Genomic DNA, 13,983 nt, shown 5'->3' with positions numbered 1-13,983 from the left:
GCCTATCCGCTGGTGCTGCGCCGGACGACCAGTCGCGCCGGCAATATGGTGGGCGGTAAGGGTCGATCCTCCACCTGCGCGACCAGCGTATCGACCAGCAATTGCCCCGCTCCCTTCATGTCCTGCATGATGGTGGTGAGCGGCGGCGTGGTCAGGCTGGCGGCCGGAATATCGTCGAAGCCGACGATGGCGACGTCGCCCGGCACAGTGAGGCCTGCCTCCGCCAGCGCGCGCAGCGCCCCGATGGCGATGAGGTCGCTGGCGGCGAAGATCGCGTCGAAGGATATGCCCCGCCCGATCAGGGTCCGGGCAGCGGCATGGCCGGCATCCTCCGCGGTCAGCGCATCGACCTGAAGCGCGGGGTCCGGCGCGATACCATGAGCCGCCATCGCATCGCAAAGCCCGGCATAGCGATCCGCAAATTCGGGATAATGTTCGTCGGCCTGGCCCAGAAAGGCGATGCGGCGACGCCCCAGCCCCAGCAGATGTTCGCCCCCCAGCCGCCCCGCTCCTATATTGTCCGACCCCACCGTCGGGCCGATCGTGTCCGTCCCCACCGACCCCCAGCGCACGAAATGGGTGCCATGATCGACCAGTTCGGTCAGTCGGCGCTGGTAGAGCGTATAATCGCCATAGCCCAGGAGAATGAGACCGTCGGCGCGATGGCTGTCCTGATAACGGACATGCCAGTCATCCTCCATCTTCTGGAAGGAAATGAGCAGGTCCAGTCCACGCGCGCCGCATTGCCGGGTAATCGATCCCAGCATGGCGAGGAAGAAGGGATTGATGTTCGATTCGTCCGGCGTCGGATCTTCGAAGAACAGTAGCGCGATGGTGTTGGACCGTTGCGACCGGAGCGAGGAAGCGTTCTTGTCGACCGAATAGTTGAGGTCGCGAGCGATCGCCTCGATCCGTTCGCGAGTGGTGCGGCTGACCGATCGCGATCCGCGCAGCGCGCGACTGACCGTCGGCTGTGACACGCCGGCCAGATAGGCAATATCGAAGCTGGTCGGCTTGTTGCCGGGCGGACGCCCCATCTTCCCTCTCCCGGCGCGAAGGACCGATGCGCCACAGCCATGGTAGATGGCCCATGAAAACAAGGCAATTGCGGCCTTCGCGACAGGGACGAACGTGACAATCCGGTGACAGCCGATACCCCCTGCATAATATGCGCATACGTATGCCTGCTGGCGGGGGCGATCGAACGCAGCCTATGCAGGGCGAACCCGCAGGGACATGGCACCGTAAAGTCATGCCGGCGGCGAGGGTTTCCAGCACCGGCGATCAGGGTCTGTCCGGTGTCTTTGGGGGAGAGGATAAAGTGGCTTATCATCATAACCGCGTCCATTTGCTGGGCGCTTCGCTTCTGGCCATCATGGCTACGGCCAGCCCCGTCGCCGCGCAGGAGGCTACGCAGGCTGACGCCGCGCCGCAGGACGGCGGCAGCGATACGATCGTCGTCACGGGTTTTCGCGCCGCGCTCCAAAGCGCCGTCAATGTGAAGAAGAATGCCGCGCAGATCGTGGAATCGGTGTCGGCCGAAGATATCGGCAAGCTGCCCGATGCGTCGATCGGCGAATCCATCGCCCGCCTGCCCGGCCTGACGTCGCAGCGCCTGTTCGGCCGCGCCAATTCGATCGCAATCCGTGGCGCGAGCGCCGACCTGTCCTCGACCACGCTCAACGGCCGGCCGCAGACCTCGACGGGCGAACAGCGCAATGTCGAATTCGACCAATATCCTTCCGAAGTCGTGAGCCGCGTGGATGTGTTCAAATCGCCGCAGGCCAACCTCATCAATCAGGGTCTGGCCGGCACGGTCGATATTCGCACCATTCGTCCGCTGGATTATGGCAAGGAACTGTTTTCGGTCGGTGCGCGCGGCGTCTATACCGACCTTGGCAAGGTCAATGCCGACAGCAAGGACAAGGGCTATCGCCTGACCGGCACCTATGTCGGCCAGTTTGCCGGGGATCGTATCGGCGTGTCGCTGTCGGCCGCCTATAATGACGAACCCTATCAGTCGAAGGAGTTCGAGGCCTGGGGCTATGCCGATGGGCCCAATGGCGACAAGGTGATTGGCGGCATCAAGCCGTTCGGCGTGTCCACGCAACTGAAGCGTCTGGGCATCCAGGGCGCGGTGCAGGTGCAGGCGACCGATACGCTGCTGCTGACCTTCGACGGCTTTTATGGCGACTTCAAGGAAAAGCAGATCAAGCGCGGCGTCGAATTCCCACTCTACTGGAGCGGCGCGACATTGGTGCCCGCCAGCATCGGTACGGACGGCGACTTCATCAACAAGGGCAGCTTCACCGGTGTCGAGGCCGTGGTCAACAACCACGGCTATGAACGCAAGTCGAAGATTTTTTCGGGCGGGTTCAACGCCAAATATACCGGCGACGATGGCTGGTCGGCCAGTTTGGATTTCGGCTATTCGCGCACCGACCGCAACGAACTGTCGCTCGAATCCAATGCCGGCACGGGCTATGGCCCCGGCAATGGCGCCACCGACACGCTGGATTTCGTGAGCGACGGGAAGGGCACGCATTTCACCAGCCATCAGCTGGACTATGGCAACCCCAATCTGATGGTGCTGACCGATCCGCTGGGTTGGGGCGCCGGCGCGCCGCTCGGCCATCAGGAAGGCTATTATAATAATCGCATCATCGACGATGAGATCAAAAGCTATCAGGTCGAATTCGGCAAGGAGATCGAAGGCAGCTTCCTGTCGAAGATCACCGCAGGCCTGGGCTATGTCGATCGCACCAAATCCAAGACGCCCGAAGAATATGTGCTCAACCTCGCGAATGGCGCGACGTCGCTGGTACTGCCGGAACAATATCGTCTGGCGGCGACGGACCTGAGCTTCATCGGCGTCGGCCCGATCCTGTCCTATGATCCGTTCAAGCTGCTGGCCGACGGCGTCTATATCAGGACGCTGAACCCCAGCAAGGATGTGCCCGCCAAAGCCTATTCGGTGACGGAGCGGGTGATGTCCGCCTATCTGATGGCCAATATCAAGCAATCGGTGGGTTCGGCGGAACTGAGCGGCAATATCGGCGTGCTGGCGCAGAATACCGAACAGAAATCGCGCGGTTTCGTCAACCTGGCGGCGGCCGATCTGGTGCCCACGACCCGAGGCGACACTTATTGGGACGTGCTGCCCAGCATGAACCTGTCGCTGCGCTTCCCCAGCGACTTTGTCGTCCGCCTGGCGGCGGCGCGCGAAATCCAGCGACCCCGGTTCGAGGATATGAAGGTCAGCCTCGACTATGGCTATAACACGGCCAGCGGCGTCATCACCGGCACTGGCGGAAATCCCTATCTTCGCCCCTATCGCGCCTGGGCGGCGGACCTCAATTTCGAGAAATATTTCGGGACGAAGGGCTATGTCGGCCTGCAACTCTTCGCCAAGAAGCTGCAAAGCTATGTCTATCGCGAGACGGCGGCGTTCGACTATAGCGGCCTGCCCGTAGTCCTGCCGCCGGGCGTGACCGATCCCGAAGGCACGCTGACCCGCCCGGTCAACGGCAAGGGCGGCAAGCTCTATGGCTTCGAGCTGGCCGGGACGGTGCCATTCGAGATCGTCACGCCGGCGCTGGACGGCTTCGGCCTGACCGGCGGCATGGGCTATACCAAGACCAGCATCAAGCCGGGCGTCGGCGCCGCATCGGAAGACCTGCCCGACTATTCGCGCTGGGTCGCCAATGGTACGCTCTTCTTCGAGAAATGGGGGTTCAACGCCCGTGCTTCGGCCCGCTATCGCTCAGCCTTCGTGGGTCAGTTCGTCGGCTTTGGCGGTGAACGCGAGCTGCGCCGGGCGCTCGCCGAAACCATCGTCGACGCGCAGGTCGGCTATGATTTCCAGAAGGGCAGCGCGCTGGAAGGCCTGTCGGTGTTTGTACAGGGCCAGAATCTGACCGATGAACCCTTCGTGTCCGTGGACACCGGCGCGTCGATCCAGATCCGCAACTATCAAAGCTATGGCCGCCGTTTCATGGCAGGCTTCAACTACCGCTTCTGATGTGTAGAGTGGCCCGGCGGCTGTACGTCGCCGGGCCTTTTTCAAGGCTCTAGCTAAGGGATGTCCCTGATGGGTCGAACGGCCACGACTTTCCTCGTGACGGCTGCCGGGATAGTTGCGGCCCTGACCGGCGTGGGACATGCGCGGGCGGACACGCTGTCCGACCTGCGTGCGCGTGGGCCGGAACAGGAAATCGTCTATTTCGTCCTGCCTGACCGTTTCGCCAATGGCGACCGGAAAAATGACCCTGGCGGCCTGAAAGGCGGCCCCCTCCGGACCGGATACGACCCGACGTCGCGCGCCTTCTATCATGGCGGCGACCTGAAAGGATTGACCGCGAAGCTGGACTATATTCAGGGGCTGGGCGCGACGGCCATCTGGTTGGCGCCGGTGTTCAAGAACAAACCGGTTCAGGGCGCCAAGGGGCAGGAAAGCGCGGGCTATCATGGCTATTGGGTGACGGACTTCACCACCGTCGATCCGCATTTCGGCACGGATGCCGACTTCAAGGCGCTGGTCGATGCGGCGCACCAGCGCGGCATGAAAGTCTATATGGACATCATCGCCAACCATACGGCCGATGTGATCCGGTATCGGGAAAGCCCGTCCAGCGCGGCACCCTATCGCAGCAAGGCCGACTATCCCTGGTCGCGCCGGGGTGGCGCAGCAGGCAAGGCGATCAATACCGGTTTCGCCGGCGACCGCGACGGCAGCGTCGCCAATTGGGATAAGCTGAGCGATCCCGCCTTCGCCTACACGCCGGTCGTACCCAAAGGCGAGGCACGGATCAAAGTCCCCGCCTGGCTGAACAATCCCATTCATTATCACAATCGCGGCGACACCGACTGGAAGGGCGAGAGCGCGCAATATGGCGATTTCGTTGGCCTCGACGACCTTGCCACAGAAGATCCGCGCGTGGTCGCCGGCTTCATCGCCATCTACAAGGGCTGGATCGACCGGTTCGGCATCGACGGCTATCGCATCGACACCGCCAAACATGTGAACGCCGAATTCTGGCGCGCTTTCATCCCCGCCATCCGCGCCCATGCGGCGGCGAGGGGAATCCCCCATTTCCATATCTTCGGCGAAGTCGCGACCGACGCCTATGATCCGGCGCTGCTGGCCAGCTGGACCCGCAATGCCGGTTTCCCGGCGGTGCTGGACTTCGCCTTCATGCGCGCCGCCGTCGATGCGGCCAGTGGCAAGAGCGGCACCGAGATGCTCGCGCGGCTGGGCGATGACGATGCCCTCTATGAAGGTGGCCAGGCGGCGGCGCTGCAACTGCCGACCTTTCTTGGCAATCATGATGCGGGCCGCTTCGCCTGGTTCCTGCGTCAGGCCCAGCCTGGCATGAGCGCGGACGAAGAACTGGCACGCGCCATATTGGGCCATGCCATGCTGCTGACTTTGCGCGGCGTGCCCACGCTTTATTATGGCGACGAACAAGGCTTTGCCGGCACCGGCAACGACCAGCAGGCGCGGCAGGACATGTTCGCGTCCAGGGTCTCAGAATATAATGCGGACCGGCTGGTCGGCACCAGCGCGACCACGGCGACCGACAATTTCAACCCCGACCACCCGCTCTATCGCGCGATCGCCAGGCTGGCGAAGCTGCGCCGCGATACCCCTGCCCTGTCGCGCGGCGCGACTCTGCTCCGCGTCGGTTCGGACAAGCCCGGCCTTTTCGCTGTATCCCGCTTCGATCCCGACACGGGCCGCGAAGTGCTGGTCGCCTTCAACACATCGTCCGCGCCATTGTCGGTCCGTATCGCGGTCGATCCGGCAAGCGGCGGCTTCACGTCGCTGGCTGGCGCCTGCCCGGACGTTCCCAACGCGCCGGGCAGCCTGGCCCTTTCCCTGCCTGCGTTCGGCTATGCCGTCTGCGCTGCCAAACCCTGAAAACGGAAAACGCCTTCATGACGCTTGCGACGACATCGACCGATCAGCCCTGGTGGAAGGGAGCGGTAATCTACCAAATCTATCCGCGCAGTTTTCAGGACAGCAATGGCGACGGTATCGGGGACCTCAATGGCATCACGGCGCGGCTGGACCATGTCGCGAAGCTGGGCGCTGACGCCATCTGGATCTCCCCTTTCTTCACCTCTCCGATGCGTGATTTCGGCTATGACATCGCTGACTATTGCGATGTCGATCCGATCTTCGGCACGCTGGCGGATTTCGACGCGCTGGTCGCGCGTGCGCACGCATTGGGACTGAAAGTCACGATCGATCAGGTCTATGCCCATACGTCCGACCAGCACGACTGGTTCGCGCAAAGCCGCGCCAGCCGGACGGGTGAAAAGGCCGACTGGTTCGTCTGGGTCGATCCACGCGAAGACGGCACCCCGCCCAATAACTGGCAGTCTGTGTTCGGCGGCCCGGCCTGGACCTGGGACGGGCGGCGCGGCCAATATTATATGCACCAGTTTCTGAGCAGTCAGCCGCAGCTTAACGTCCATAACCCGGCGGTGCAGGATGCGCTGCTGCATGCGATGCGTTTCTGGCTGGACCGCGGCGTCGATGGCTTCCGCCTCGATGCGCTCAATCATTCGATGCATGATCCGCTGCTGCGCGACAATCCGCCCGCGCCGCAAACAGGGAAGCCGCGGACCCGATCCTTCGATTTCCAGATCAAGCGCTACAGCCAGTCCCATCCCGGCGTGGTCGATTTCATCAAGCGTATTCGCACGCTCTGTAACGAATATGGCGCGATCTTTACCGTGGCAGAGGTGGGTGGCGACCTGTCCGAAGCGGAGATGAAGGCTTATACCGCAGGCGAAGGCCATCTCAACAGCGCTTACGGTTTCAACTTCCTCTATGCCGACGCGCTGACGCCGACGCTGGTGGCAGACACGGTCGATCGCTGGCCCGACGAGCCGGGCATGGGCTGGCCGAGCTGGGCGTTCGAAAATCACGATGCGCCACGCGCACTGTCGCGTTGGTGCGCGCCGGAGGATCGCCCGGCCTTCGCGCGGCTGAAGGCGATGCTGCTGGTCGCGCTTCGCGGCAACGCGATCCTCTATCAGGGGGAGGAACTGGGCATCACCCAGGTGGATATTCCCTTTGAGCGGCTGCAAGATCCCGAAGCGATAGCCAACTGGCCGCTGACCCTGTCGCGCGACGGCGCGCGGACGCCTTTGCCATGGGCAGCGGACGCAGCGCAGGCGGGGTTTAGCGACGTCGAATCCTGGCTTCCGCATGGCGCGGATCATCTGGCGCTGGCGGTCGACGCGCAGGAGGTGGACGCCAACTCGCTGCTCAACCATACCCGCGCCATGCTGGCCCTGCGCAAGGCGCATCCGGCGTTGCGCCATGGCCGTCTGGAGATCCTTATCGCCGACAAGCAGCGTTTGCTGTTTCGACGCACCGCCGATGGCCAGTCGCTGCTTTGCCTGTTCAACCTGTCGGGCGAGCCGGCAGCCTGGCCGGAACAGATCGCGCCGACGAACAAGCTGATCAGCACCGTCAACGGCGCCGCGCCCGGCATATTGCCGCCTTTCGGCGCGCTGGTGATCGAGGAATAGGGCAGCAGAAAGCGCCCTCCGTCCGCTGGACGCGCACGAAGGGCAAGGGCCTTCGCAATCCGGTCTTTGAGGCCGGTCTCCCCGCCCCCGGATCGGGCTGCACACCGGTCCGGGGGCTTTATCGTCTAGCGCGGCGCCATGCGGATCGCGCCGTCGAGGCGGATGACTTCGCCGTTCAGCATCGGATTGCGGACGATGCTTTCCACCAGTTGCGCATATTCGGCAGGCTTGCCCAGGCGACTGGGATGCGGCACCTGCGCACCCAGCGCGTCTTGAACATTTTGCGGAAATGCCTCCAGCATCGGCGTCAGGAAAATGCCGGGCGCGATCGTCATGACGCGGATCTTGTGCTGGGCGAGGTCGCGGGCGATCGGCAGGGTCATGCCGACGACGCCGCCCTTCGACGCGCTGTAGGCTGCCTGGCCGACCTGCCCGTCATAGGCGGCGACCGATGCGGTATTGACGATGACGCCGCGTTCGCCGTCCACCTCGTCCGCCGCGGCGAGGCGTGCGGAGAATTTGGAAATGACGTTGAAGCTGCCGATCAGGTTGACCGCCACCGTCTTGGCGAAGGTGTCGAGCGGGTGCGGCACATTTTCCTTGCCCACCGTCTTTACGGCCGGGGCGATGCCCGCGCAGTTGACTAGGATGCGGGCGACGCCATGTGCTGCTTCGGCCGCATCCAGACCCGCCGTGACGCTGGCATCGTCTGCGACGTTGACAGCGACATAGACACCTCCGAGCCCCTGTGCGGTCGCCTTTCCCGCATCCTCATTCAGGTCGAAGATCGCGACCCTGGCACCCTGCGCCGCCAGCATCGCAGCGGTCGCCTTGCCCAGCCCCGACGCGCCGCCGGTGACGATCGCCGCTACGCCTTTGATATCCATGTCGCTGTCTCCTTCAGATCAATTCGATGGCCATGGCGGTTGCTTCGCCGCCGCCAATGCACAGGCTCGCCACGCCGCGCTTGAGGCCGCGCGTCTCCAGCGCCGCGATCAGCGTCGCCAGGATGCGGGCGCCCGATGCGCCGATCGGGTGGCCGAGCGCGGTCGCGCCGCCATTGACGTTGATCCGGTCGTCCGGGATGCCCAGTTCCCTGGCGGCGATCATGGCGACCACGGCGAAGGCCTCGTTCACCTCGAACAGGTCGACATCGGCAACCGTCCAGCCGGCCTTGTCTAGCGCCTTGCGCATGGCAGGCACCGGTGCGGTGGTGAATTTGGACGGCTCATGCGCATGGGCGGCGGTCGCGACGACCTTTGCCACTGTCTTGAGGCCGAGCTTTTCCGCCACGCTGGCGCGGGTCATGACCAGCGCCGCCGCGCCGTCCGAAATGGAGGACGCATTGGCAGCGGTGATGGTGCCGTCCTTGACGAAGGCGGGTTTAAGCGAGGGGATTTTCTCCGGCCTGGCCTTGCCCGGTTGCTCGTCGGTATCGACGATCATGTCACCACCCCTGCCCTTGACCGACACCGGCGTGATTTCCCGGGTGAAGGCACCGCTGCCGATCGCTGCATTGGCGCGTTCGAGCGAGCGTATGGCATAAGCGTCCTGATCCTCGCGCGTGAACTGATAGTCGCGCACCGCTTCTTCGGCAAAGACGCCCATCGCCTTGCCGGGCTCATAGGCATCCTCCAGGCCGTCCATCATCATCGTGTCGACGATGCGGTCATGGCCGATGCGCGCGCCGCCGCGATGCTTGGGCAAGGCATAGGGCGCGTTGGTCATGCTTTCCATGCCGCCCGCAATGACGATGTCGGCCGCGCCGGACGCCAGCGCCTCATGCGCCATGATCGCGGCCTGCATGCCGGAGCCGCACATCTTGTTGACGGTAGTGGCTTGCGTGTTGAGACCGAGGCCAGCGCCAAGAGCTGCCTGACGAGCGGGCGCCTGCCCCAGGCCGGCGGGCAGCACGCAACCCATATAGATGCGGTCGATGGCATCGCTCGGCGCACCGGCGCGCTCGACGGCCGCCTTCACGGCCGCGGCACCCAGTTCGGTGGCCTTTACGGATGACAAGGCGCCCTGAAACCCGCCCATCGGCGTGCGGGCATAGCTGACGATGACGACCGGATCGTCCTGCATGGTCTCTCTCCTGAAATAGCGTGGTTAAAGGCTGCGCGCGATCACCATGCGCTGAATGTCCGACGTGCCTTCGTAAATCTGGCACACGCGCACGTCGCGATAGATTTTGGCGATGCCATATTCCTCCAGATAGCCATATCCGCCCAGCGTCTGCATCGCGCCGGACACGATCGCTTCGGCCGCTTCGGAGGCAAAGAGCTTGGCCATGGAGGCTTCGGCGAGGCAGGGTAGCCCGGCATCCTTGGTCCGGGCGGCGTGCAGGACGAGCTGGCGCGCCGCCTCCAGCCGGGTGGCGAGATCCGCCAGGCGAAAGCCCACCGCCTGATGCTCGATGATCGCCTTGCCGAAACTCTGGCGATCCCTGGCATAGGCGACCGCGATCTCCAGCGCGGCCTGCGCCATGCCGACGCACTGGGCGGCGATGCCGATGCGACCGGTTTCGAGGTTGGCGAGCGCGATGCGATAGCCCTGTCCCGGATGCCCGATCAGCAGGTCGTCCTCCACGAACATGTCGTCGAAGCGCAACGCGCAGGTATCCGACGCACCCTGCCCCAACTTATGTTCGACCTTGTCCACGCCATAGCCGGGCCGGTCGGTCGGTACGATGAAGGCGGACAGGCCCTTCTTGCCGGCTTCCGGGTCAGTGACGGCAATGATCATCACCAGACCCGCGATCTTGCCTGACGTAATGAACTGCTTGGCGCCATTGATGCGCCACCCGCCGTCGACCTTCACCGCGCGGGTGCGCACGGCCGATGCGTCGGATCCGGCGTCGGCTTCGGTCAGGGCAAAGGCGCCGATGGTCTTTCCTCCAATAAGGTCGGGAAGGAAGCGTGATTTCTGGGCTTCGCTGCCATCCTTGAGCAAGCCAGAGACGAGGATGCTGTTCTGGATCGAGACGATGGTGGACAATGCGCCATCCGCCGCCGCGATCTCCATCAGGGCCAGCGCGTAGGAGACGGCATCCGCCTCCGCGCCGCCAAAGGCTTCGGGCGCGGTCATGCCCCACAGGCCAAGCCCCGCCAAGTCCTTGAACAAGGCAGCCGGATAGCCGCCCTCCGACTCGAAGCGCGCGCTGTGCGGGCGGATCATATTTTGTGCGAAATCGCGCACCGTATCGCGAATGGCGGCCTGAACATCCGTCAGCATCTACTCTCTCGTATTTTATATACTGGTGAGTATATTGATTGTTCCTACGTTTCTTGTCAATGCTCGCAACGCCCAAGGAGCCACTATTGCCCAAGTCCGTCGCCATCACGCCTGCCCAGCCTCTTGCCTCGCCCTTTCGCAGCAAGTCGGAACGGGAACAGGACCGGGCGGACAAGCGGGAAGCCGTGCTGGTGGCGGCGGTGCGCATGTTCAACGCGCGCGGCTATCATGCCGCCTCGCTCGACGATGTCGCCGCGAGTCTGGGTATCAGCAAGCCGACCATATACCATTATCTGGGCAACAAGGAGCAGGTGCTGGTCGAATGCGTCAATCGTGGCCTGTCCATGCTGCGCGAGGCGGCGGATGCGGCCGCCGGGACGCCGGGCAGCGGTCATGACCGGCTACGCGCCTTCCTGCTTCGCTATGCCTGTATCAACATGGATGATTTCGGCCGTTGCGTGATCCGCACCAACGAGGAAGTGCTGTCGATGGACAGCGCCATCCGGTTTCGGGCGCGCAAAAGAGAGATTGATGAGGCGGTGCGCGACATGATCGCGCAGGGGATCGCCGATCGCTCCATTGCGCCGGTCGATGTGCGCTTTGCCTCCTTCGCGCTGGCGGGGGCGCTCAACTGGCCGGCGCGCTGGCATGATCCAGAAGGGCCGCTCAGTCCGCGAGAGGTCGCGGAGAAGCTGGTCGATATCGCCCTGGGCGGCCTTACCCCGCGCAGTTGACGTTCCGCGTCAGGCGCAACCCTGCCCGCTGGCGCGTTCCGGCGCGCGCCTGATCTGCATGCCATCACCCATGATGGCGGGGACGGCAGCGTTGTGGCCATCTTTTGGATGAAACGTACATATTCGGCGCATTGTCACCGGCGCGCCATTGCGCAATTCTATCAATCAGACAGAGCGATAATCTCGGTTTTGCGAGCGCTTTGACCAATTCTAGAACCGACGCAGGGAAATGACAGGAGAATATCTCATGGATGCGAAGACTTCCGACCCGCTGGGTTGTCCGATGAAGGAGCCGGCCGCACGGCGCACCTTGCTGGGCCGGACCAATCGCGACTGGTGGCCCAACCAGCTGTCGCTCGACATCCTCCAGCAAAACGGCCTGTCGGGCAATCCGCTGGACAAGGATTTCGATTATGCGGCCGCGTTCAAGACGATCGATTATGATGCGCTGAAAGCGGATCTGACCGCGCTGATGACCGACAGCCAGCCATGGTGGCCGGCGGATTACGGCCATTACGGTCCCTTCTTCATCCGCATGGCCTGGCATAGTGCCGGTACCTATCGCACCGGCGACGGGCGTGGTGGCGCATCGTCCGGGTCGCAGCGTTTCGCCCCGCTCAACAGCTGGCCGGACAATGGCAATCTGGACAAGGCGCGCCGGCTGCTGTGGCCGATCAAGCAGAAATATGGCCAGCAGCTGAGTTGGGCGGACCTGATGATCCTGGCCGGCAATGTCGCGATCGAATCGATGGGCGGCCCGGTCTTCGGCTTTGGCGGCGGGCGCGCGGATGTGTTCGAGCCGGAGAAGGACATCTATTGGGGTACGGAAGAAAATTGGGTCGGCGACGAGGCCAATGAAACGCGCATCCAGCCCGAAAAGGACATGGCGCTGGAAAGCCCGCTGGCTGCGATCCAGATGGGGCTGATCTACGTCAATCCCGAAGGGCCGGGCGGCAATCCCGATGCGCTCCAGTCGGGCCGCGATATTCGCGAAACCTTCGCCCGCATGGGCATGAATGACGAGGAAACGGCGGCGCTGACGGCGGGCGGACATACGTTCGGCAAGGCGCATGGCGCAGGCGACGCATCGCTGGTCGGTGCAGAGCCCGAAGGCGCGGATATCGCGCAGCAGGGCCTGGGCTGGCAGAGCGGCCATGAAAGCGGGATGGGCGACCATACCATCACCAGCGGGATCGAAGGCGCCTGGACGCCGACGCCGATTACGTGGGACATGACCTATTTCGACATGCTGCTGGACCATGAATATCAGCTGGTCCGCAGCCCGGCGGGCGCCAAGCAGTGGCAGCCGGTCGGCAACCCGGAAGAGACGCTGGCGCCCAAGGCGCATACGCCCGGCGTCAAGGTGCCCACGATGATGACCACCGCCGACATGGCGATGAAGGTGGACCCGGCCTATCGCGCGGTGATGGAGAAATTCCGGGCAGACCCGGCCTATTTCGCCGACGCCTTCGCCCGCGCCTGGTTCAAGCTGTGCCATCGCGACATGGGGCCGAAGGTCCGGTATCTCGGCCCGGACGTCCCGGCCGAAGACCTGATCTGGCAAGACCCGATCCCTGCGCCGACCGGGCCTGCCCTGCGCGAAGCGGACATCGCTGCGCTCAAGCATAAGATTGCCGGGGCGGGCCTGTCCGTTGCCGATCTGGTCAAGACCGCCTGGGCATCCGCCGTCACCTATCGCGGTTCCGACCATCGCGGTGGCGCCAATGGCGGTCGCCTCCGGCTCGCGCCGCAAAAGGACTGGGATGTCAACGAACCGGCCGAACTGGCACGAGTGCTGGCGGTTTATGAGGCGATCGCCAACGACAGCGGCGCGTCGGTTGCGGATTTGATCGTGCTGGGCGGCAGCGTCGGCATCGAGCAGGCGGCGAAGGCGGCAGGCCATGATGTGACCGTGCCGTTCACGCCGGGACGCACCGATGCGTCGCAGGATCAGACCGATGTCGACGGCTTTGCGGTACTGGAGCCCAAGGCCGATGGTTTCCGCAACTATCTCCAGACGCGCTACAATGTGCCGACCGAGGAGTTGCTGGTCGATCGAGCGCAACTATTGGGGCTGTCTGCGCCGGAAATGACGGTGCTCGTGGGCGGCTTGCGCGTGCTGGGCGCCAATCATGGCGGTTCGACCCATGGCGTACTGACCGATCGGGTCGGGCAGCTGACGAACGACTATTTCGTCAATCTGCTCGATATGGGTACGGCCTGGAAACAGGTGGACGACACGAGCGACGAGACGTTCGTGGGCACCGACCGGGCCAGCAACGAGCAGCGGTGGACGGCGACCCGCACCGACCTTGCCTTCGGCGCCAATTCGCAGTTGCGTGCGTTGGCGGAGGTCTATGCGTCTTCCGACGCAAATGACAAGTTCGTCCGCGACTTCGTGGCGGCCTGGACCAAGGTGATGAATGCCGACCGGTTCGACCTGGCCGCCTAAGCGAGACAGCGAGTTGGA

9 protein-coding genes are annotated in these 13,983 nt (G+C 63.8%); 5 read left to right on the top strand and 4 right to left on the bottom strand.

The features are described from left to right. Positions 1–2 precede the first annotated feature (2 nt). A complete protein-coding gene (locus AC07UX_RS11015; RefSeq protein ID WP_495192040.1) occupies positions 3–1,037 on the bottom strand; it encodes a LacI family DNA-binding transcriptional regulator in 1,035 nt (344 codons plus the stop codon). A gap of 338 nt (positions 1,038–1,375) precedes the next feature. On the opposite strand from AC07UX_RS11015, the gene AC07UX_RS11010 reads away from it, so the two are divergent. The 3 genes from AC07UX_RS11010 (at position 1,376) to AC07UX_RS11000 (ending at position 7,545) form a co-directional block, all read left to right on the top strand. Beyond that, positions 1,376–4,021, top strand: coding sequence for a TonB-dependent receptor (locus AC07UX_RS11010; RefSeq protein ID WP_495192285.1), 2,646 nt, complete (start codon positions 1,376–1,378; stop codon positions 4,019–4,021). Positions 4,022–4,090: 69 nt separating this feature from the next. Next, positions 4,091–5,920 carry an alpha-amylase family glycosyl hydrolase gene (locus AC07UX_RS11005; RefSeq protein ID WP_495192039.1) on the top strand — a complete coding sequence of 610 codons (1,830 nt, stop codon included), beginning with the start codon at positions 4,091–4,093 and terminating at the stop codon, positions 5,918–5,920. 17 nt (positions 5,921–5,937) lie between these two features. Next, positions 5,938–7,545, top strand: coding sequence for an alpha-amylase family glycosyl hydrolase (locus AC07UX_RS11000; protein ID WP_495192038.1), 1,608 nt, complete (start codon positions 5,938–5,940; stop codon positions 7,543–7,545). Positions 7,546–7,670: 125 nt separating this feature from the next. On the opposite strand, the gene AC07UX_RS10995 is transcribed toward AC07UX_RS11000, so the two are convergent. The 3 genes from AC07UX_RS10995 to AC07UX_RS10985 are packed head-to-tail and all read right to left on the bottom strand — an operon-like array spanning position 7,671 to position 10,779. Next, on the bottom strand, positions 7,671–8,432 hold the full coding sequence (locus AC07UX_RS10995) for an SDR family NAD(P)-dependent oxidoreductase (protein WP_495192037.1): 762 nt from the start codon (positions 8,430–8,432) through the stop codon (positions 7,671–7,673). 13 nt (positions 8,433–8,445) lie between these two features. Then, positions 8,446–9,630, bottom strand: coding sequence for an acetyl-CoA C-acyltransferase (locus AC07UX_RS10990; protein WP_495192036.1), 1,185 nt, complete (start codon positions 9,628–9,630; stop codon positions 8,446–8,448). Positions 9,631–9,654: 24 nt separating this feature from the next. Continuing rightward, on the bottom strand, positions 9,655–10,779 hold the full coding sequence (locus AC07UX_RS10985; protein WP_495192035.1) for an acyl-CoA dehydrogenase family protein: 1,125 nt from the start codon (positions 10,777–10,779) through the stop codon (positions 9,655–9,657). 86 nt (positions 10,780–10,865) lie between these two features. On the opposite strand from AC07UX_RS10985, the gene AC07UX_RS10980 reads away from it, so the two are divergent. Both AC07UX_RS10980 and katG read left to right on the top strand, forming a co-directional pair. Further along, positions 10,866–11,513, top strand: a complete 648-nt coding sequence (locus tag AC07UX_RS10980; RefSeq protein WP_495192034.1) for a TetR/AcrR family transcriptional regulator — start codon at positions 10,866–10,868, stop codon at positions 11,511–11,513. 247 nt (positions 11,514–11,760) lie between these two features. Further along, the gene (gene katG, locus AC07UX_RS10975) at positions 11,761–13,965 is read left to right on the top strand and encodes a catalase/peroxidase HPI (protein WP_495192033.1); all 2,205 of its coding nucleotides are present in this window, start codon (positions 11,761–11,763) and stop codon (positions 13,963–13,965) included. Positions 13,966–13,983: the final 18 nt, after the last annotated feature.

This window comes from Sphingobium sp. GW821-FHT02B05 (assembly GCF_059421905.1).
The sequence above is the reverse complement of the archived record's forward strand: the minus strand, read 5'-3'. Positions and strand labels throughout refer to the sequence as shown.